16 protein-coding genes, 1 tRNA gene and 1 pseudogene are annotated in these 20,570 nt (G+C 72.8%); 12 read left to right on the forward strand and 6 right to left on the reverse strand.

What is annotated here, in order from left to right:
- Positions 1–129 precede the first annotated feature (129 nt).
- Entirely contained in the window at positions 130–1,800 is a 1,671-nt protein-coding gene (gene argS / locus OE229_RS12735) for an arginine--tRNA ligase (protein WP_056068838.1), read from the reverse strand.
- A gap of 59 nt (positions 1,801–1,859) precedes the next feature.
- Here argS and OE229_RS12740 point away from each other — a divergent pair, with 59 nt between their 5' ends.
- From OE229_RS12740 to OE229_RS12755, 4 genes are all read left to right on the forward strand, one after another.
- Positions 1,860–2,435, forward strand: coding sequence for a hypothetical protein (locus OE229_RS12740; protein ID WP_262138301.1), 576 nt, complete (start codon positions 1,860–1,862; stop codon positions 2,433–2,435).
- 246 nt (positions 2,436–2,681) lie between these two features.
- Positions 2,682–2,753: transfer RNA gene (locus OE229_RS12745), tRNA-Arg, on the forward strand.
- 298 nt (positions 2,754–3,051) lie between these two features.
- Positions 3,052–6,948, forward strand: coding sequence for a Pls/PosA family non-ribosomal peptide synthetase (locus OE229_RS12750; protein WP_262138303.1), 3,897 nt, complete (start codon positions 3,052–3,054; stop codon positions 6,946–6,948).
- Positions 6,949–6,962: 14 nt separating this feature from the next.
- Complete coding sequence (locus OE229_RS12755; protein WP_262138305.1) at positions 6,963–8,363, forward strand: M1 family metallopeptidase; 1,401 nt, start codon at positions 6,963–6,965, stop codon at positions 8,361–8,363.
- On the opposite strand, the gene OE229_RS12760 is transcribed toward OE229_RS12755, so the two are convergent.
- Positions 8,326–8,595: a helix-turn-helix domain-containing protein gene (locus OE229_RS12760; protein WP_259578032.1), complete on the reverse strand. Its 270-nt coding sequence runs from the start codon at positions 8,593–8,595 to the stop codon at positions 8,326–8,328. The genes OE229_RS12755 and OE229_RS12760 overlap by 38 nt on opposite strands.
- Before the next feature lie 32 nt (positions 8,596–8,627).
- On the opposite strand from OE229_RS12760, the gene map reads away from it, so the two are divergent.
- Positions 8,628–9,395: a type I methionyl aminopeptidase gene (gene map, locus OE229_RS12765; protein ID WP_262138307.1), complete on the forward strand. Its 768-nt coding sequence runs from the start codon at positions 8,628–8,630 to the stop codon at positions 9,393–9,395.
- Here map and OE229_RS12770 read toward each other — a convergent pair.
- Positions 9,379–9,690 (reverse strand): annotated as a pseudogene (locus OE229_RS12770) (4'-phosphopantetheinyl transferase superfamily protein); the annotation flags it as partial. The gene map and the pseudogene OE229_RS12770 sit on opposite strands and share 17 nt — an antisense overlap.
- Before the next feature lie 313 nt (positions 9,691–10,003).
- On the reverse strand, positions 10,004–10,207 hold the full coding sequence (locus tag OE229_RS12775; RefSeq protein WP_071255966.1) for a hypothetical protein: 204 nt from the start codon (positions 10,205–10,207) through the stop codon (positions 10,004–10,006).
- Positions 10,208–10,491: 284 nt separating this feature from the next.
- Here OE229_RS12775 and OE229_RS12780 point away from each other — a divergent pair, with 284 nt between their 5' ends.
- The 5 genes from OE229_RS12780 (at position 10,492) to OE229_RS12800 (ending at position 15,917) form a co-directional block, all read left to right on the forward strand.
- Entirely contained in the window at positions 10,492–12,411 is a 1,920-nt protein-coding gene (locus OE229_RS12780; protein WP_262138311.1) for a TPM domain-containing protein, read from the forward strand.
- A 96-nt stretch (positions 12,412–12,507) separates the two neighbouring features.
- Positions 12,508–13,233: a PspA/IM30 family protein gene (locus OE229_RS12785; RefSeq protein WP_182065772.1), complete on the forward strand. Its 726-nt coding sequence runs from the start codon at positions 12,508–12,510 to the stop codon at positions 13,231–13,233.
- A gap of 44 nt (positions 13,234–13,277) precedes the next feature.
- On the forward strand, positions 13,278–14,099 hold the full coding sequence (locus tag OE229_RS12790) for an arginase family protein (protein WP_262138313.1): 822 nt from the start codon (positions 13,278–13,280) through the stop codon (positions 14,097–14,099).
- Between the two features lie 55 nt (positions 14,100–14,154).
- Positions 14,155–15,558, forward strand: a complete 1,404-nt coding sequence (locus OE229_RS12795) for a dihydrolipoyl dehydrogenase family protein (protein ID WP_262138316.1) — start codon at positions 14,155–14,157, stop codon at positions 15,556–15,558.
- 29 nt (positions 15,559–15,587) lie between these two features.
- The gene (locus OE229_RS12800; RefSeq protein WP_262138318.1) at positions 15,588–15,917 is read left to right on the forward strand and encodes a Fe-S oxidoreductase; all 330 of its coding nucleotides are present in this window, start codon (positions 15,588–15,590) and stop codon (positions 15,915–15,917) included.
- A gap of 250 nt (positions 15,918–16,167) precedes the next feature.
- Here the strand turns inward: OE229_RS12800 and OE229_RS12805 are convergent, their stop codons facing one another.
- Positions 16,168–16,986: an ABC transporter ATP-binding protein gene (locus OE229_RS12805; RefSeq protein WP_209134284.1), complete on the reverse strand. Its 819-nt coding sequence runs from the start codon at positions 16,984–16,986 to the stop codon at positions 16,168–16,170.
- Complete coding sequence (locus tag OE229_RS12810; protein WP_259362808.1) at positions 16,986–17,888, reverse strand: siderophore-interacting protein; 903 nt, start codon at positions 17,886–17,888, stop codon at positions 16,986–16,988. Before OE229_RS12810 ends, OE229_RS12805 begins: the two co-directional genes overlap by 1 nt.
- A gap of 66 nt (positions 17,889–17,954) precedes the next feature.
- On the opposite strand from OE229_RS12810, the gene OE229_RS12815 reads away from it, so the two are divergent.
- A complete protein-coding gene (locus OE229_RS12815) occupies positions 17,955–18,965 on the forward strand; it encodes an alpha/beta fold hydrolase (protein WP_262138319.1) in 1,011 nt (336 codons plus the stop codon).
- Positions 18,962–20,506: an ABC transporter substrate-binding protein gene (locus OE229_RS12820; RefSeq protein ID WP_262138321.1), complete on the forward strand. Its 1,545-nt coding sequence runs from the start codon at positions 18,962–18,964 to the stop codon at positions 20,504–20,506. Before OE229_RS12815 ends, OE229_RS12820 begins: the two co-directional genes overlap by 4 nt.
- Positions 20,507–20,570 lie beyond the last annotated feature (64 nt).

The following is a 20,570-nucleotide window of genomic DNA, read 5'->3' on the forward strand; positions in this document are numbered from 1 at the left end:
AGTCCGGTCTGCGGCGCAGCTGCGGCCCGGCCTGCGGCCGGGCCTGCAGAACGCCGGTGTTCGCGCTCGACACCCCGGGATGCGGGTGTTCGGTGCGCGAACACCGGTGTTCTGCGGGAAGCGCGACCGCTACATGCGGGACGGAGCCGACACGCCGAGCAGGCCGAGGCCGTTCCGGACGACCTGGCCGGTGGCGTCGTTCAGCCACAGGCGCGTGCGGTGCAGGTCGGTCACGGGCTCGTCGCCGAGGGGCGTGACACGGCAGGAGTCGTACCAGCGGTGGTACAGGCCGGCGAGCTGTTCGATGTACCGCGCGATGCGGTGCGGCTCGCGCAGTTCGGCGGCGTGCCGGACCACCCGCGGGTACTCGGCGAGGGCTCCGAGGAGCGCGCTCTCGGACTCGTGGGTCAGCAGCGAGGCGTCGAACACAGACCGGTCGACCCCGGCGGCCGCGGCGTTCCGGGCCACCGACTGCGTGCGGGCGTGGGCGTACTGCACGTAGAAGACGGGATTGTCGTTCGTGCGCTTCGTGAGCAGGTCGAGGTCGATGTCGATCGCGGTGTCGCTGGCGAAGCGGACCAGGGCGTACCGGCCGGCGTCGACACCGACGGCGTCGACGAGGTCCTCCATCGTGACGATGGTGCCGTTGCGCTTCGACATGCGCATCGGTTCGCCGTCCTTGAGCAGGTTCACCATCTGCCCGATCAGGATCTCGAGGTTCTTGCCCGGCTCGTCCCCGAACGCGGCGCACATCGCCATCATGCGGCCGACGTAGCCGTGGTGGTCGGCACCGAGCATGATCAGGTTCCGCTCGAACCCGCGCTCGCGCTTGTCGAGGTAGTACGCCAGGTCGCCGGCGATGTACGCGGGCTCGCCGTCCGACTTGATGACGACGCGGTCGCGGTCGTCGCCGAAGTCGGTCGTGCGGAGCCACTCGGCACCCTCGGCCTCGTACATCACGCCGGCCGACCGCAGCCGGGCGATGGCACGCTCGACGGCCTTCGACTCGTGCAGGGCGTTCTCGTGGAAGTAGACGTCGAAGTCGACGCCGAAGTCGTGCAGCGACGACTTGATGTCCGCGAACATGAAGTCGACGCCCTCGCGACGGAAGAGCTCCTGCGCCTCGTCGCGCGGCAGGTCACGGACGTCGATGCCCGGCTCGAGGGTCGCGATGACCCGCGCCGCGATCTCGGCAATGTAGGCGCCGCCGTAGCCGTCCTCGGGCGTGGGCTCACCGAGGGCGCTGGCCACGAGGGAGCGGGCGAAGCGGTCGATCTGCGCACCGTGGTCGTTGAAGTAGTACTCGCGGGTGACGAGCCCGCCCTGCGCCTGGAACACGCGGGCCAGGCTGTCGCCGACCGCGGCCCAGCGGACGCCGCCCATGTGGATCGGGCCGGTGGGGTTGGCGGAGACGAACTCCAGGTTGATCCGGACGCCGTCGTACAGGTCGCCGGTACCGAAGGACTCGCCGCCGTCCACGATGGTGCGCGCGATCTCGCCGGCGGCGGCCGCCTCGAGCGTGATGTTGATGAAGCCGGGACCGGCGACGTCGACGGAGTCCACACCGTCGAGCTCGGTCAGCTCCCCGGCGATCTCGGTCGCGAGCTCGCGCGGGTTCGTGCCGAGCCGCTTCGCGAGCTGCATGGCCGCGTTCGAGGCCCAGTCGCCGTGGGCGCGGTTCTTCGGACGCTCGAGCACCACGTGGGACTCCTCGATCGTCACGGTCTCGGACGCGCCTCGGCGCTCGACGATCCCGGTCAGGATCGACAGGTACGCGGCGGAGAGTTCGGCTGGAGTCACGAGGACCGATCCTACCGGGACGCCCAGGTCCGCACCGGTCGATGCAGCATCATGTCGGGATGACCCCCCGCAGCCGTGCCCGGGCGCTCACCGTCGCCACCCTCACCACCGCAGCAGCCGTCGTGCTCGCCGGGTGCTCGGGCGGCGGAGACGGCACCCCGTCGGCCACTGCGACCCCGGCGGGCAAGCCGGTGTCGCAGACCTGCGCGGAGCTCCTGCCGTCGAGCGCGCTGTCGGTGTACGGGAAGACCTTCGAGCTCGACGACGCCTTCACCCCGGCGAAGGGCTCCCCCGCCGCGGCCATCGCGAAGCAGCAGGGCCGCGTCTGCCGGTTCGTCAGCACCGACCCGGACGCCACGGCGATCACGCTCGCGGTCGCCGACCTGCCTGAGAAGTCGCTCACCAACCTGAAGGACGCCCTGTACGAGCGGGGCGGGTCCGTCCCCACCTACCGCGTGGAGGGCTACTTCGCCCTGAGCGGCGACGTCGGCCGCGCGGACGCCTTCGCCGATCCGTACTGGATCACCGCACAGTCGACGCTGTTCACCGAACCGGGCGGCGCGCAGCCCGTCGTCGACGCGGTGCGCGCCGCGCTGCAGCCGTCCGCGTCGGCGACGGCCACGCCCGGGGGCTGACGCGGTGCGGCGGCCGCGCACGGTGTCGGGGCCGCCGACTGGTGCGAGGTTGCGTGCGTGGTGCGCGTTTGCAGCGCCGCACGGGACACGGAACCTCGCACCGGCTCGCGACGGACGCACCGTGCGGGCGGGAGGCCCGCGGCGGGCCCGCACCGTGCCTCCTGACCGTCCGACGCCGCGTCCACACCGCGACACGCGCTGTCCGGCACCACCCGCCGGACCTGCTACGGTTGTTGACACCCCTTGGCCCCCATAGCTCAGGGGATAGAGCACTGCCCTCCGGAGGCAGGGGCGGAGGTTCGAATCCTCCTGGGGGCACTGGAAGTCGCCGGCCAAGGTGACGTCTCCGCTCCGCGGAGTCGGTACCGGCCGATGTCGCCTGCGGCGACTGCCCCCCGTTGAGGTCCTCCCCTCCGGGTCCGGTCGCGCTTCTGGTCGCTGGTGCCCTCGTCGAGTGAGCAGAACGCGCCGAGTCGGGGCGGGTGATCCGACGTCTTCTGCTCACTCGGCGCACGACGCAGCCGTCCAGTGCGGCACCGTCCGTTCCCGAGCAGGACACCTCGACCCCCTAGGATCACGGGCCGGTCGTCCCGCACGCGACCGGGAAGAGGCCTCGATGACCACCGGCACCGGGAACGCGCAGCTCGAACTCGCCCGCGGCGGCGACGCACCCGCACCACGGACCCTGTTCGACGTCCTGGCGGCGACCGCGGCGACCCACCCGGACGCGACCGCCCTCGAGGACCCTGCCGGCAGCGTCGACTACGCCGCCCTGCTCGACCTCGTGCGCGCGCAGGCCGACGACCTCGCCCGCCGCGGCGTCCGACGGGGAGACCGGGTCGGGGTGCGGATCCCCTCCGGCGGACGTGACCTGTACCTGTCGATCCTCGCCGTGCTCGCCGCCGGAGCGGCGTACGTGCCGGTCGACGCCGACGACCCCGAGGAGCGCGCCACCCTGGTGTTCGGCGAGGCCGGTGTCGTCGGGGTGATCGGCGCGGGCGGCGTCCTGCGAGACCGTGCCGGCGCCGAGCTGCCGGTGACGGACCCTGCGGCGAGCGCCGAACTCCCCCGCGAGACCGATGACGCGTGGATCATCTTCACGTCCGGGTCGACCGGGGTGCCGAAGGGCGTGGCGGTCACTCACCGCAGTGCAGCGGCGTTCGTGGACGCCGAGGCGCGGATGTTCCTGCAGGCGGCGCCGATCGGTCCGGGCGACCGGGTGCTGGCGGGGTTGAGCGTGGCGTTCGACGCGTCGTGCGAGGAGATGTGGCTGGCGTGGGGGCACGGCGCGGCGCTGGTGCCGGCGCCCCGGTCGCTCGTGCGGACGGGCGTGGACCTGGGGCCGTGGCTCATCGCGCACACGATCACGGTGGTGTCGACGGTGCCGACGCTCGCGGCCCTGTGGCCGGACGACGCGCTCGAGCAGGTGCGGCTCGTCATCTTCGGTGGTGAGGCGTGCCCGCCGGAGCTGGCGGCGCGCATCGCCTCGCGCGATCGGGAGCTCTGGAACACGTACGGTCCGACCGAGGCCACCGTCGTCGCGTGCGGCGCGCTGATGGACGGCGGGTCACCGGTGCGGATCGGGCTGCCGCTGGACGGGTGGGACCTGGCCGTCGTCGATGCGTCGGGGGCCCGTGTCGCGCCCGGGGACGTCGGTGAGCTGGTGATCGGTGGTGTCGGGCTGGGGCGGTACCTGGACCCGGCGAAGGACGCCGAGAAGTACGCGCCGTTCCCCGAGCTCGGGTGGGAGCGGGCGTACCGGAGCGGCGACCTGGTGCGGTACGACCCGGAGGGGCTGGTGTTCCAGGGCCGTGCGGACGACCAGGTCAAGCTCGGTGGTCGTCGGATCGAGCTGGGCGAGATCGAGGCGGCGCTGCGGGCGCTGGACGACGTCGCGGGCGGTGCCGCGGTGGTGCAGCGGACCCCGGCGGGCAACCAGGTGCTGGTCGGCTACGTCGCCCCGGTGGCGGGGGCGACGGTGGACGTGACTGCCGCGAACGCGCGGTTGCGTGAGGAGCTGCCGGCGGCGCTGGTGCCGTTGATCGCGGTGGTGGAGTCGCTGCCGACGCGCACCTCGGGCAAGGTCGACCGGGCAGCGCTGCCCTGGCCGCTGCCTGGAGCGTCCGAGGCGGCGATGCTGCCGGACACGGTCGCGTGGATCGCCGAGCGGTGGTCGGCGATCCTCGGGGTGCCGGTGGCGAGTGTCGACGACGACTTCTTCGCGCACGGCGGCGGGTCGTTGACGGCGGCGCAGCTGGTGTCTGCGATCCGGGAGCGGTTCCCGTCGACGACGGTGGCGGACGTGTACGACCATCCGCGGATCGGTGCGCTGGCGGCGGCGCTCGACGAGTCGGGTCCGGTGGCGGCGTCCTCGCGGGACGTCGCTCCGGTGCCTCCGGCGACCGGGCTGCTCATGACGGTGCTCGGGTTGCCGGTGCAGGTGCTCCGGGGGCTGCGTGTCCTGACGTGGACGGCCGTGGTGGCTGTGGTGCTGCACGCGACGACGCTGCCGTTCCTGCCGGTGCTGCCCTGGCCGGTGCTCGTGCTCGCGGTGCTGGTGTTCGTGACGCCGATCGGCAAGATGGCGCTGACGGTGGTGCTGGCGCGGCTGCTGCTCGCCGGGGTCCGGCCGGGGTCGTACCCCCGTGGCGGTCCGGTGCACCTGCGGGTGTGGCTGGCCGAGCGCATCGCCGAGGCCGTCGACGGCCCCTCGACGGCGGGCGCCCCCTGGATCAGCTACTACGCCCGGGCACTCGGTGCGCGGATCGGCAGGGACGTCGACCTGCACACGCTGCCACCCGTGACCGGGATGCTCACGATCGGCAAGCGTGCGTCGATCGAGCCCGAGGTCGACCTGGCCGGGCACTGGCTCGACGGCGACGTGTTCCACCTGGGGCACGTCCGCATCGACGAGGACGCCGTGGTGCGCAGCCGGACGACGCTGCTGCCCGGGGCGCACGTCGGTGCGGGTGCCGAGATCACCGCGGGTTCCGCCGTCGGCGGCCCGGTGCCCGCGGGCGAACGCTGGGCAGGGGCGCCTGCGGAGCGCACCGGGTCGGCTCGCGACGACCGGGAGGCCCGCCCCGCGACCCGTCGACGCTGGCTGCTCGCGTACGGGGCCGGGTCCCTGGCCGTGGCCGGGTTGCCGGTGGTCGGTGTCGCGGTCGGACTGCTGGTCGCCCTCGCCCTGGTCGGGCGGGCGTCGACCCTCGGGGACGCGGTGCTCCGCGCGCTGCTGACGGTCCCCCTGGCGACGGTCGTCGCCGGGGCGGTGTACGCGCTGCTGGTGGTGGTCGCGGTGCGGCTGCTCGGCATCGGCCTGCACGAGGGGCGGCACCCGGTGCGCTCCCGGATCGGCTGGCAGGTGTGGTCGACCGAGCGGGTGCTCGATGCGGCGCGCACCCTGCTGTTCCCGCTGTACGCCTCGCTCGTGACGCCGGTGTGGCTGCGGCTGCTCGGCGCCCGGGTCGGTCGGGACACCGAGATCTCGACGGTGCTGCTCATCCCCGCGTTGACGCAGATCGCTTCGGGGGCGTTCCTGGCCGACGACACGATGGTGGCGACGTACGAGCTCGGCGGCGGTCGGGTGCGGATCGGTCGCTCGAAGGTCGGCCGTCGGGCGTTCCTCGGCAACAGCGGGATGACGGGAGCCGGACGCTCGGTGCCGCGCGAGGCCCTGGTGGCGGTGCTGTCCGCGGTGCCGAAGAAGGCCAAGCGCGGCTCGTCGTGGCTCGGGTCGCCCCCGGTGCGGCTGCGGCGTGCGGCGACGGAGTTCGACGAGGCGCGCACGTTCCGTCCGTCCAGGCGGCTGAAGGTCGCCCGCGGCTGCTGGGAGCTGCTGCGCCTGGTCGCCCCGATGGTCTCCGCCGCAATCGCGCTCGGCGTCGCCGGAGCCCTGCTGGCGCTGTGGTCGGCCCTCGGGATCGGGTGGACGGTACTGCTCGCCGGGCCGGTGCTCATCGCCGCCGGTGCGGTCGCCGCCGTGGTGTCGACGATCGCGAAGTGGGCGTTCGTCGGCCGGATCACGGCCCGGGAGCATCCGCTGTGGTCGTCGTTCGTGTGGCGCAACGAGGTGCAGGACACGTTCGTCGAGACCGTCGCGCGCCCCTGGTTCGCCGAGCAGGCCACCGGCACCCCCGCGCTGGCCGTCTGGCTGCGGAGCCTCGGTGCGACGATCGGCCGCGGCACCTGGCTCGAGACGTACTGGCTGCCCGAGGCCGACCTCGTCACCATCGGCTCCGGGGCGTCGGTGGCGCGCGGCACGGTCGTGCAGACGCACCTGTTCCACGACCGCGTGATGCAGCTCGACACCGTCCGACTCGACGCGGGTGCGACGCTCGGGCCGCACAGTGTGGTCCTGCCGGCGGCCGGCATCGGTGCGGGGGCGACCGTCGGGCCGTCCTCGCTCGTCATGCGCGGTGAGCAGGTACCGACGGGCTCCCGCTGGTCCGGCAACCCGATCGCTCCGTGGACATCGGCAGCCCCCTCGGTGACCGCCCCACCGGCGCCATGAGGTTGACTGTCCCCGTGCCCTCCGATCCCGCCGCAGACCCGTACACCCCGCACAGCGGCGACCGACGGTGGAGCGCCGAGCACTACGAGCTCCGTCTCGACTACCGCGTCGCCACGAACCGGCTGGACGGCACCGCCACGATCACCGCGCGCGCCCTCGAGCCGCTCGACAAGGTCGTGATCGACCTGCACGGGCTCACGGTCGACCGGGTCGACGTCGACGGACGTCGGGCCAAGAAGGTCTCGACCGCGACGCACAAGGTGACGGTCACCCCGGCCGACCCCATCGCCGCCGACACCGTGTTCAGCGTGCACCTGCGGTACCGCGGCACCCCGCACCCCGTCCGGAGCGCATGGGGGCAGGTCGGCTGGGAAGAACTGTCCGACGGCGTCATCGTCGCCGCGCAGCCCACGGGGGCGCCGTCGTGGTTCCCGTGCAACGACCGCCCCGACGACAAGGCCACGTACCGGATCGAGATCGCGGCCGAGGCGGCGTACGACGTCCTGGCGAACGGGGAGCTGCTCGCCAAGGAGCGCGACCGTGTCGGCACCCGCTGGACCTACGCCACCACCGAGCCGATGGCGACCTACCTGGCGACCGTGCAGATCGGGCGGTACCGCACCACGAAGCTGCGCACGAGCGGGGTGCCCGTCACGCTGCACCACCCCGCCGACCTCGCCGCCGCCGCGAAGACCGACTTCGGACAGGTGCCGCAGATGCTCACGCTGTTCGGTGACCGGTTCGGCCCGTACCCGTTCGCGGCGTACGGCGTCGTGGTGACCGACGACGACCTGGAGATCCCACTCGAGGCCCACGGCCTGGCGGTGTTCGGCCGGAACCACGTCGACGGCGAGCACGGCACCGACCGCCTCATCGCCCACGAGCTCGCCCACCAGTGGTTCGGCAACTCCGTCACGGTCACCCGGTGGCAGGACATCTGGCTGCACGAGGGGTTCGCCTGCTACGCCGAGTGGCTGTGGTCCGAGGATCGCGGCGACGACACCGCGGACCAGCTGGCCGAGCGGTACCGGCAGGGACTGCTCGAGCAGCCGGAGGACCTGGTGGTCGGTGACCCGGGCGCGGAGGACATGTTCGACGACCGCGTCTACAAGCGCGGCGCCCTCGCCCTGCACGCCGTCCGCCGCACGATCGGCGACGGCGCCTTCTTCACCGGGCTGCGGAGCATCACCGAGCGGCACCGGCACGGATCCGTCACCGTGCCCGACGTGCTCGATGCGTTCGCGGACGCGGCCGGCAGTTCCGTCGCGGACGTCCGTGCGGTGGCCGGGCCCTGGATCGACGAGGCGTCCGTGCCGGCGCTGCCCGCTGGCGAGCAGGCTCCGCCGCGTCGGCTGGCAGGCTCCGCCGCCGCGTCGGCTAGCCGGCCAGCTCGCCGTCGGCCGGGTCACAGCTGACCTCGGACCACACCGCGTCGAGCGACAGCCCGACCTCGCCGGCGACCGACGCGATGGTCGAGAACGCCGGCGTCGCGATGCGGCCGGTCTCGATCTTCCGGAGCGTCTCCGGCGAGATCCCCGCGGCCAGGGCGGTGTCCACGATCGATCGCGGACCACGGGCACGACGGAGCAGCGCTCCGAGGCGACGACCGCGCGCGACCTCGTCGGGGCGGAGTGGGAGACGGACCATGCCCACATAGTAATACCGGTATGATCATCCGCGTGATCGAGATCCTGACCCCCGCCGAGGTCGACAAGGGCCGCGCCACCGGAGCCCTCGTCGGCACGATCCTGCAGACCCTGCGCGAACGCACCCGCGTCGGCACGAACCTGCTCGAGATCGACCGGTGGGCGAAGCAGATGATCGAGGCCGCTGGCGCCGACTCCTGCTACGTCGACTACGCACCCTCGTTCGGCCGCGGTCCGTTCGGCCACCACATCTGCACGGCCGTGAACGACGCCGTCCTGCACGGGCTGCCGCACGACCAGGCGCTGCAGGACGGCGACCTGCTGACCCTCGACCTCGCGGTGTCCCTGGACGGCATCGCCGCCGACGCCGCGATCAGCTTCGTCGTCGGCACCGCACGCCCCGAGGACCTCGCACTCATCGACGCCACCGAACGCGCGCTGGCCGCGGGCATCGCCGCCGCCGGACCGGGCGCCCGCATCGGTGACCTGTCCCACGCGATCGGCACCGTGCTCGAAGCCGCGGGCTACCCGGTGAACGTCGAGTTCGGCGGACACGGCATCGGCTCGACCATGCACCAGGACCCGCACGTGTCGAACACCGGGCGCGCCGGTCGCGGCTACACGCTCCGGCCCGGGCTCCTGCTCGCGCTCGAACCGTGGGTGATGGCGGACACCGACGTCCTGGTCACCGACGCCGACGGCTGGACCCTGCGGAGCGCCACCGGAGCGCGGACCGCCCACACCGAGCACACGATCGCGATCACCGATGACGGCGCCGAGGTGCTCACGCTCCCCCGCTGACCGTCCCGACGACCTCGACTGGCAGGCCACCCGCCGCGACGACGAGCACCACGTCCGGCGCGGCGTACAGCACGGTGAGCGGTCGTTCGACGCCTTCGAACCGGGCCGTGCCGGCGGCCACGTCGACCTCCACCGCGATCGGGTCGACGCGCAGCCCGCGTCCGTCGCGTTTCAGCACGGCCTCCTTCGCCGCCCACGCTGCGGCGAGGAGCGCCGGATCCCCGTCGGCTCGACGGAGTTCGTCCGGAGTGAAGACGTCGAGCGGCGCAGCGGCGACCCGCGACACCCGCTCGACGTCGACGCCGAGCGCCGACGGACCGACCGCGAGGGCGACGACCCCCGGCGCGCGACAGGCTCACGCCGACCGGGACGCCCGCGGCGGTCGCCCACGGACGACCGTGGTCGGTCCCCGCACAGTGCGGGCAGACGCGACCCGCGCGCACCGCGAGCGGGTCGACGCCGGTCGCCGACGCGACGGCAGCGAGCAGCGCCTCCCGGTCGTCCGCGCGGTCAGCAGCCGACGTCCGGAGCGTCACCGTGACGGTCTGGAGGCACGACCCGGCGACCGGGGCAGCGCCCGTCGGTCGTGTGGTCGCGCCCAGGGCGGATCAGGCGTGCGTCAGCGCGATGAGCGCGACGTTCATGGTGCTGTACAGGCCTTCGGAGCGGGTCGCCTGGCGAACTCGTCCGCGCAGGACCTCGTAGCGGCCGTCGTGCTCGCGCACGAAACCGATCACGCCCGTCGCCGGAGTCGACACCCGGTGGTAGCCGTCCTCGAGCGGGACGACCTCGGTGCTCGTGGTGCGTTCCATCGTTCTTCCCCTTCCGTTCATCCTCGAACAGTGGCGCCAGCATACCCCGGTCCGGGGGACAAGACGTCCACAGGAAGCACGGTCCGGAGCGTTCCCCCAGAGTCTGTCCGTGCCCCTGCGTGGCCTGGATAGACTCCGGGCGACAGCGCACTCGTGGCGCGGTCCGGGGCGGTGCCACGGGGTACCGACCGGCGACGGACGGAGGACGGATGCGAGCGGTCCAGCACGGATCGGGCACGGACGGGTCGAACGGGCACAGGGGGACAACGCGGCTGTGGAGCCGCGTGACGGCCGCCCTCGTCGCCATGCTGATCGTCCTGGCTCCGGCAGCGACCGCCCACGCCACGGCACCCGTCGACCTGGGCGGCGCGTACGTCCTCGACGAGGCCGACGCGTTGACCGCATCCCAGCAGGCGCGGGTCGAGCAGGCCGTGCAGGACCTGTACTCCGACACGCAGACGCAGCTGTTCGTCGTGTTCGTACCGTCCTTCACCGACCCCACCGACCACACCGAGTGGGGTCGGGCCGTGCTCGAGCAGAACCAGATCGACACCGACGGCATCCTGCTCTCGGTCGCGGTCGACGAGCGGAACTACGACGTCCAGCAGACGAACGAGACCGCGATCTCCTCGTCCGACGTGGAGAACGCCGTCAACGACTCGCTGCTCCCCGAGCTCAAGCAGGGCGACTGGTCCGGCGCCGCCGTGGCCTTCGCCGACGGGCTGACCCAGTCGCAGGCCCCGGTCGACCTCACCTGGCTGTGGATCCTGCTGCTCGTCGTGGTCGTCGGGCTCATCGTCGTGGTCCTGGTCATCCGGACCCGGAACAAGCGCCGCACCGCCGCAGCCACCGAGGCGCAGGAGGCCTCGCTCGCCGACCTCGAACGCACCGCCGGCGGCGCCCTGGTCACCATCGACGACGAACTCCGCACCGCCGAGCAAGAGGTCGGGTTCGCGAGCGCGCAGTTCGGCCCGGACGCCGCCAAGCCCTTCGCCGACGCCGTGCAGGCCGCCCAGCGCGAGGTCCGCAAGGCCTTCGCGATCCGGCAGCAGCTCGACGACGAGGTCCCCGACACCCCGCAGCAGCGCGCCGAGTGGGCGAACCAGATCATCGTCATCTGCGAACGCGCGCACGCCGCGATCGAGGAGCAGACCGAAGCGTTCGACCAACTCCGCTCGCTCGAGGACGGCATCGAGGACGCAGCCAGATCGCTCGCCCAGGCCGTGGCGGCCGCACCGGCCTCGGTCGGCGCCGCCGCCGCTGCACTCGACCGCGTCCGCGCCCGCTACACCGGTCGCACCCTCGCCACCGTGTCGGACAACGTCGACCAGGCCCACCAGGTGCTCGCCTTCGCCACCGATCGGTCGAACGCCGCCACCGCGTCGATCGCCGCCGGTGACAAGGGCGAGGCGGTCGTCGCCGTCCGCGATGCCCAGCACGCGCTCGCCCAGGTGCAGCAGCTCACCGACGGCGCACTCGCCGCCGAGCAGTCCTTCGACGAGGCCACCGCCCGCGCCGAGGCGATGCGCATCGACATCCAGGGGGACGTCGCCGCCGCCCGCAGCCTGCGCTCGGGCGGGCCGGACCTCGCCGCCGCGGTCACCCGTGCCGAGACCGTGCTCCGCCAGGGGCTCGACCCGAAGGACCCGGTGGCGGCCGTCGACGCGCTGACCCGGGCGAACACCGAGATCGACCAGGCCATCGCCGCGGCGCGGGGTGCCGAGGAACAGCGCCAGCGCGCCACCCAGGCGCTCGACGCGGCCCTGCGCGACGCCCGCAACCGGATCAGTCAGGCCCGTGACTACGTGTCCCTGCACCGCGGCGGCATCGGACCGACCGCTCGGACCCGGCTGTCCGAGGCCCAGCGCGCCTACGACGACGCCGTCGAACTCGCCCCGAGCAACCCCGGACAGGCGCTCAACGCCGCCCGCGCGGCCGAGCAGTACGCGGCCGCCGCGATGGACGCCGCGAACGACGACCTCGGCGGCTGGGGTGGCGGCCAGGGCGGCGGCGGTGCCCAGCTGGGTGGTCTCGTCACCGGACTCGTCCTCGGCGGCCTGCTCGGCGGTCGCGGCGGCAGCTACGGCGGCGGCTCCTTCGGGGGCGGGGGCTTCGGCGGAGGCGGGGGCTTCAGCGGCGGGGGCGGCTTCGGCGGAGGCGGCGGCGGGGGTGGCGGCGGCTTCTCCGGCGGCGGCCGCTTCTGACCCGACCGACTCCCCCGGCACCCCAGAACCAGACCCGACCCGACCCGACCCGACCCGACCACACCGTCCACAGGACTTCCACGAAAGGGAACAGCAATGGCCAAGCAGACCATCTTCGGACGCATCTCCACCCTCGTGCGCGCGAACATCAACCAGATCATCGACGACGCCGAGGACCCGCAGAAGATGCTGGACCAGCTCGTCCGCGACTACACGAACAACATCGCCGACGCGAAGACCGCGATCGCGCAGACCATCGGAAACGTGCGTCTGCTCGAGCAGGACCACGAAGAGGACAAGAAGGCCGCGGTCGAATGGGGCCAGAAGGCCGCCAACGCCTCCGCCGCAGCCGACAAGTACCGCTCCGAGGGCAAGTCGGCCGAGGCGGACAAGTTCGACAACCTCGCCAAGATCGCGATCGGCAAGCAGATCGCCGCCGAGCAGGAGGTCAAGGACGCGGAGCCGAACCTGGCGTCGCAGAACGAGGCCGTCGAGAAGCTCAAGTCCGGTCTCGCCGGCATGGAGCAGAAGCTCGAGCAGCTCCGTGCGAAGCGGGACAACCTCGTCGCCCGCTCGAAGACCGCCGAGGCGCAGTCCCGCGTCAACGACGCTCTCGGCAACATCGACGTGCTCGACCCGACGAGCGACCTCGGCCGCTTCGAGGAGAAGGTCCGCCGCGAAGAGGCGAAGGTGCTCGGCCAGCAGGAGCTGCAGTCGTCCAGCCTCGACGCCCAGTTCGAGAGCCTCGAGGACGTCGGTAAGGACGCCGAGGTCGAGGCACGACTCGCCGCGCTGAAGTCCGGCGGATCCTCGAGCATCTGACGAACGCCCTGACGACGCCGGACCCCAGCTGACAGACTGAGACGATGCACTTCCTCGTGGTCGGTCAGTGGCAGGGTTCGGCGTCGTCGCGCGCGATGCGACTCGGGGACGGCGCGTCGGCGATCGCGGCCGACCTCCCCCGGGCGTCCACCACCGTGGTCGACGTCCCGGCCGGAGCGGGTGACCGCCTCGAGACCGCCGTCGCCCGCTACACCTCGGTGCTCGCCGTCGCCGAACGCGTCGCGGAAGAGACGGCCGTCGCCACGGAACCGGTGCTCGTCGTCGGCGGTGACGGCGCCAGTGTCCTCGGCGCGACCGCCGCCCTCGCATCGGACACCGCGTTCGTCCGCATCTCCGGCTCCGGCGGGTACCGCGCGCTCAACCGGGCCCAGCCCGTCGCCGCCGAGACCGCCGCCCTGCGCCTGCTGGTCGACCGCCCCGACGACCTGTTCCCCGGCCTGCCGGTGGTGCCGGCGTCCTCGGTCGTCGTCGCCGGGGTCCGCGGCGTCGAGGACGCCGAACGGGCCGCCCTCGACAGAGCCGGGATCGTGCACCTCGACGTCGACGCCGCCACCCCGGACGCCCTCGCCGCAGCGGTCGAACGGACCGGTGCCGCATCGGTCTTCGTGCACGTCGACCTCGACGTCCTCGACCCGTCCGAGGTCGACGGACTCCTCGAACCCGTCCCGTTCGGCCTCGACGGCGCAGCGCTCGTCGAGCGCATCCAGGCCGCGACCCGCGGCCGGCGCCTCGTCGGCGCCGCGCTCACCGGGTTCGCCCCCGTCGACCCGGACCGGGCGGTGGACGACCTCGGCGTGATCCTGCGCGTCGTCGGAGCGGTGACCAGCGCCTCCCGGGTGGGCTGACCACCGGCACGACGCGACCGGCGGACCCCCTGCCGTTCCGCGTACGCTCGGGAGCATGACGGACTACGACCTCATCGTGATCGGAGCCGGCGCTGTCGGCGAGAACGTGGCGGACTACGCCAGGAAGCGCGACCTGTCGGTCGCGATCGTGGAGGCCGAGCTCGTCGGCGGCGAGTGCTCCTACTGGGCGTGCATGCCCTCGAAGGCGCTCCTGCGCAGCGGACACGCCCTCGCCGCGGCGAAGCGGCTCGACGGTGCGAAGCAGGCCGTGACCGGCACGCTCGACGCCGCCCACGTGCTCGCCCGACGCAACTCGTTCACCTCGGACTGGAAGGACGACAGCCAGGTCTCGTGGCTCGAGTCCGCCGGCATCGACCTGATCCGCGGGCACGCCCGCATCACCGGCCCGAAGACCATCGACGTCGACGGTGCGACGCACACCGCGCGCGCCGCCGTCGCGGTCGTCACCGGTTCCCTGCACACGTTGCCGCCCGTGCCCGGTCTCGCCGACGCGAAGCCGTGGGGCACCCGGGAGGGCACCAGCGCCCAGCAGGTCCCCGAGAGCCTGCTCGTCATCGGCGGCGGCGTCTCCGGCTCCGAGCTCGCGACAGCGTGGGCATCCCTCGGCGCGAAGGTCACCCTCGTCGCCCGGCACGGTCTGCTCGGCGGCATGGAGCCCTTCGCCGGAGAACTCGTCGCCGACTCCCTGCGCGAACTCGGCGTCGACGTCCGCACCGGCGTCAACCCCGTCCGGGTCGACCGCGACGAGCACGGTCTCGTCACCACGGAGCTCGACGACGGCACCACGGTGATCACGAGCGAGGTGCTCGCCGCCACCGGTCGTGCCGCACACACGCGTGACCTCGGGCTCGAGACCGTCGGCCTGACCGCGGGCGACTGGCTCGACGTCGACGACACCATGCTCGTGCACGGCACTGACTGGCTTTACGCGGTGGGAGACGTCAACCACCGCGTCCTGCTCACGCACCAGGGCAAGTACCAGGCGCGTGCCGCCGGTGAGGCGATCGCCGCGCGGTACCAGGGCACGCCGCTCCACACCGAGCCGTGGGGTGCACACGTCGCCACCGCCGACCACGCCGCCTCGCCGCAGGTCACCTTCACCGACCCCGAGGTCGCGAGCGTCGGACTCACCGAGGCGAAGGCCCGCGAGCAGGGGCTGAACGTCCGCGCGGTCGAGTACGACCTCGGTGCGATCGCCGGGTCCTCGCTGCAGGCCGACGGCTACACGGGCCGCGCGAAGATGGTCGTCGACGAGGACCGCGGGGTCGTCGTGGGCGTCACGTTCGTCGGCCAGGACGTCGCCGAGATGCTGCACGGAGCCACCGTCGCCGTCGTGGGCGAGGTCCCGATCGACCGGCTGTGGCACGCCGTGCCGGCCTACCCGACGATGAACGAGATCTGGCTCCGCCTGCTCGAGACGTACGGCCGCCCGGCCTGAGCGTGCGCAACCCGCTGCTCGAATCCCCCGTGTCCCGTGCGGGGTGGGTGTTCGCGACGGCCGTCGGGCTCGCCGTGGGCGTCCCCCTGTCGACCGGGCGGATCCGGGTGGAGGACGGGCTCGTGGTCTGCACGGGGCTGCCGCGCTGGGTCTTCCGGCGCGGCGGCACCTGCGTCGGGTCGGTGTACCTGACCCGCGACAACGACGGCCCGCGAGTGCTCCGGCACGAGCGGGTGCACGTCGAGCAGTGGCGCCGGTACGGGATGCTCATGCCGCTGCTCTACGCCGTCGCCGGGCGGGATCCCATGCGGAACCGGTTCGAGGTCGAGGCCGGCCTGGAGGACGGCGGCTACCGCTGACGGGTGCGGGTGCGGGTGCGGTCGCACGACACGCCACTCGCGCATCGTCGTGGTCGCACGAACTGTCGCCCCGACGCCGTTCGGGCGGCGATTCGTGGGACCTCGGCAGGCCTGCCGGCCGGCGGCCGGTCGCAACACCCCGCCTGGGCCGCGGCGAGCGGTCGCAGACCGTCGCCTGCGGCACCGCCAGCCGACACTTCGTGACCGCTCGACGCGCGCGCCACGACGCGTCGTGACCAGCCTCCGCGCGTCAGGCCGCGCGCCGCCGCGGCACCACGAGGGGCGTGCCGGTCTCGGGGTCGGGCACGACGACGCACGGCAGGCCGAAGACGTCCTCGACGAGGTCCGCGGTGAGCACCGACGACGGCTCCCCCGCCGAGACGATCGCCCCGTCGCGCATCGCGATGACGTGGGTGGCGTAGCGCGCGGCCTGGTTCAGGTCGTGCAGCACCGCGACGACCGTGCGACCGGCGGCGTGCAGCGTGGAGGCCAGTTCGAGCACGTCGTACTGGTGCGCGATGTCGAGGAACGTCGTCGGCTCGTCGAGCAGCACGATGTCGGTCTGCTGCGCGAGCACCATCGCGATCCACACCCGCTGCCGCTGCCCGCCGGAGAGCTCGTCGACGCTGCGATCGGCCAGCTCCACCGTCGACGTCTGCTCGAGTGCGGCCTGCACGGCCTGCCGGTCGGACCCGGACGACGGGTGCAGCAGGTCCTGGTGCGGGAAGCGGCCCCGCGACACCAGGTCGCGCACGGTGATGCCATCGGGGGCGATCGGGGTCTGCGGGAGCATCCCGACCCGCCGGGCGACGGCCTTCGGGCGGTACGAGTCGATCGGCGCACCGTCGAGGAACACCGTGCCGGCGCGGGGCTTCAGGGTGCGGGCGAAGGACTTCAGCAGCGTCGACTTGCCGCAGGCGTTCGGCCCGACGATGACCGTCAGTTCGCCGTCGGGGATGTCGACGTCGAGCGTGTCCACCACGACCCGGTCGTCGTAGGCCAGGGTCAGTCCACGGGCCCCCAGCGCGGTGGTCGGGACCGGACCGAGCGCGGTGCCCGCGGCCGGCATCAGTGCTCGGCCTTGCCGTGCCGCCAGTACCCCATGAACGCGACCTGCTTGCGGTCGATGCCGACGCCGCGCACCAGGTGGCGGCGGAGTTCCTTGACGCAGCCGGCCTCACCGGCGATCCACGCGTAGACGGGACGCTCGTCGACCGGAGCGGGGACGTCCCACAGCACCTGCTCGTCGACGTCGACGTCGGTGAGCTCGGCGGCCGGCTCGCACGCGGCGGCGGACGCCGGCACGACGGTGGAGGCCCAGGCGTGCACCTGGTCGGTCATCCGGACCCCGTGGGTGGCGCCGTTGCGGGCGATCCAGCGGACCTCGACCCCGGCGGGCGCGGTCACCGGCAGCCGGTCGGCGTCGGTGGGCACCTCGATGAAGACGTGGCCGACGGTCGAGACGTCGAGGGCTTCGAGGATGGCGCAGATGGCCGGTGCGGCGGTCTCGTCCCCGGCGAGCAGGATCCGGTTCGCGTGCCCGGGGGCGAACTCGGCGGCACCGGTCGGCAGGTCCTCCGGCGACTCGGGGACGCGCGGCCCGACGATGCGGAGCTCGTCGCCGATGCGGCAGGCCGACACCCAGCGCGACGCCGGACCGGTGTCGCCGTGGGCGACGAAGTCGATGTCGAGCTCACGGGCGTCCGGCCGGAACGAGCGGACCGTGTACGTGCGGAGCGGGTTGCGGGCGTCGTCCGGCAGCGCACGCCAGGCGGCGTACCAGTCCTCGTCCTCCGGCAGTTCCGAGAAGCCGATGCCGGGCAGGGGCAGCACGATTTTGATCCGCTGGTCGAGACCGACCGAGGAGAAGTCGGCGAGCGCGTCGCCCGTCAGCGTGACCCGGACGAAGTTCGGGGTGAGTGACGTGACGGCGGCCACGCGGACGGAGAAGACGCGATACCGGGTTGCCACGGAATCGAGTATGGCATGCCTTACCTAACGTCTCCAGGCCCCCGGAACGGTGCGAGGATCGTCCCCGTGTCCGAAGCCCCCGACGACGAATTCGCCGACCTGCCCGCCCTCGCCAGCGCGAGCGGCGTGACCACGCCGCTCCGCGCCTCCAGGCAGGTGGTCCGCACCGCGGACGGGCAGGAGACCTCCGCGATCCGGTGGGGCGACGACGGCCAGGAGGCCCGGATCACCTACCTGCACGGGCTCGGCATCGACGCCCACAGCTTCGACACCACGGCACTCGCTGTGGGCGAGCCGGCGGTCGCCCTCGACCTGCCCGGCCACGGCCGGTCGTCGTGGCGGGAGGACGCGGACTACGCGGCGACCGCGACGGCGCCGAGCGTGCTCGCCGCGCTCGACGCGCTCGCGGTGCCGCCGGGCATCGTCGTCGGCCACTCGCTCGGTGCCATCCTGTCCGCTCGGCTCGCGGCCACAGCACCAGAGCGGGTCACCGGGCTCGTGCTCGTCGACATGTCGCCGGACTTCGCGCAGCGCGCGGTCGACCGCATCGCCCGCGCGCTCGAGGCCGAGGAGCCGTTCGAGTCGCTCGAGCAGGTCGTCGACCGGGCGATCGAGGCGCGGGTCGGCGACGACCGGCAGGTGCTGCTGCGCGAGGCCCGGCACACGACGGCCCTCGGTGCGGACGGGCGACTCGTACGCCGCCACCACTTCCCGCACCTGCCCGCCGGGCGGACGTCGTCGGTGGGGCGCTTCGCCGACGCGTGGCCCGACCTCGAGGCACTGCGCGTGCCGATCCTGCTCGTCCGGGGTGACCGCGGGTACGTCTCCCCGAAGCTGCACGCCGGGTTCGCCGAACGCCTGCCGGACGCCGAGATCGTGACGGTGACCTCGCGGCACGCGGTGCAGAACCAGGCACCCCTCGAACTGGCTTCGGCGATCCGGGCATGGGCGGAGCGGCACGGATTGTTGCACCCGATCGAAGAACCGTCGCCGGACGGCACCAGCCGCCGGTACCCTCGTGCGAGCGCGAGGCCCGATCCCAGCCCTCGCGCCCGGAAGGAACCCACAACCCCATGAGTCCGCTCCTGCCCCGTCGCACCGCGCGCACCTCGCGCATCGGGCGCGCCGCCCTCGCCGCCACCGCGGTCGCCGTCGTCTCCGCACTGGCGCTGACCGGCTGCTCCGGTTCGTCCGACACCACCGGGGGCAAGGACGCCACGGTGCGCGTCGGGCTGGTGCTCGAGCCGACGAGCCTCGACATCCGCACCCAGTCCGGGGCGGCGCTCGACCAGGTGCTCATCGACAACGTGTACCAGGGGCTCGTCGGCCGCACCGCCGACGGCGAGATCCGTGACGTGCTGGCCTCGTCGCACGAGGTCTCGGACGACGGGCTGACCTACACGTTCACGCTGCGGGACGGCACGACGTTCCAGGACGGCAAGCCGGTCACCGCGGCCGACGTCGTGTGGTCACTCGAGCAGGTCAAGTCGAACGACTCGTACGTCGACTCCGCCAAGCTCGCGGGCGTCACGTCGATCACCTCGCCGTCGGACGACTCCGTCGTGCTGCAACTCGCGAAGCCCGACTCCGACCTGCTCTGGAACCTGACCGGCCGCTCGGGCCTGGTGCTCGAGAAGGCCGCGGACAACGACCTCTCCGACAGCGCCAACGGCACCGGCCCGTTCGAGGTGGCCGACTGGAAGCAGGGCGACTCGCTCACCTTCGACCGCAACGAGGACTACTGGGGCACGAAGGCGAAGGTCGCGAAGATCGTCTTCCGGTACATCACGGACCCGTCGACCGCCGTCAACGCGATGGCGAACGGTGACCTCGACGTCCTGAACCCGGTCGACGGCACGCTGCAGAGCCAGCTGCAGGGCAACGCCGACATCGCGCTCCACAGCGGCAAGACGACCGACAAGTACACACTGGCGTTCAACGACCGCAAGGAACCCTTCACCGACGAGCGCGTGCGCCGGGCGATCCGGCAGGCGATCGATGCGAAGGCGCTCATCAAGGCGATCGGCGGCACCGGCGTGGAGCAGGGCGGCCCGATCCCGGAGCTCGACCCGGGCTACGAGGACCTGACCGACATCGACGCGTACGATCCCGCGAACGCGAAGAAGCTCCTGGCCGCCGCCGGGCAGCAGGACCTGAAGCTGACGCTCACCTACGCGAACATCTACCCGACCACGATCGGCGACGTGCTGAAGTCGCAGCTCGCCGATGTCGGCATCACCCTGACGGTCGAACGCGTCGACTTCGCCACCTGGCTGTCCTCGGTGTTCCAGGCACCGAAGTCCGGCGAGCGGGACTTCGACCTGTCGATGGTCGACCACGTCGAGGCCCGTGACTTCGGCAACTGGGCGAACCCGGACTACTACTTCGGCTACGACAACGCGAAGGTGCAGGCGCTCTACGCCCAGTCGATCGCGGCGACCGACGAGGCCACGAAGACCGAGGCACTCCGGAAGGCGGCACGCATCGTCAGCGAGGACGCGGCCGGCGAGTGGCTCTACACGGCGACCGAGATCACCGCGGTGCGCTCCGGCGTGACGGGCTTCCCGGTCGACGGCGGGAACTCACGCCTCGACCTGGCGAAGCTCGCGGTCGAGTGAAGCGGGGCGGGCGCGTGCGGCGCAGCGGCCGCGGCGGGGTGTCCGTCCCCGTAGCATCGGTGTC

Origin of the sequence: Curtobacterium poinsettiae, from assembly GCF_025677645.1 — a bacterium.
In the GTDB taxonomy this organism is placed as follows: domain Bacteria; phylum Actinomycetota; class Actinomycetes; order Actinomycetales; family Microbacteriaceae; genus Curtobacterium; species Curtobacterium poinsettiae_A.

Coding starts and splice junctions, on each gene's coding strand:
- OE229_RS12740 (WP_262138301.1), top strand. CDS start 1,860: ATGACCCCCCGCAGCCGTGCCCGGGCGCTCACCGTCGCCACCCTCACC.
- OE229_RS12750 (WP_262138303.1), top strand. CDS start 3,052: ATGACCACCGGCACCGGGAACGCGCAGCTCGAACTCGCCCGCGGCGGC.
- OE229_RS12760 (WP_259578032.1), bottom strand. CDS start 8,595: ATGGTCCGTCTCCCACTCCGCCCCGACGAGGTCGCGCGCGGTCGTCGC.
- OE229_RS12775 (WP_071255966.1), bottom strand. CDS start 10,207: ATGGAACGCACCACGAGCACCGAGGTCGTCCCGCTCGAGGACGGCTAC.
- OE229_RS12785 (WP_182065772.1), top strand. CDS start 12,508: ATGGCCAAGCAGACCATCTTCGGACGCATCTCCACCCTCGTGCGCGCG.
- OE229_RS12790 (WP_262138313.1), top strand. CDS start 13,278: ATGCACTTCCTCGTGGTCGGTCAGTGGCAGGGTTCGGCGTCGTCGCGC.
- OE229_RS12795 (WP_262138316.1), top strand. CDS start 14,155: ATGACGGACTACGACCTCATCGTGATCGGAGCCGGCGCTGTCGGCGAG.
- OE229_RS12805 (WP_209134284.1), bottom strand. CDS start 16,986: ATGCCGGCCGCGGGCACCGCGCTCGGTCCGGTCCCGACCACCGCGCTG.
- OE229_RS12820 (WP_262138321.1), top strand. CDS start 18,962: ATGAGTCCGCTCCTGCCCCGTCGCACCGCGCGCACCTCGCGCATCGGG.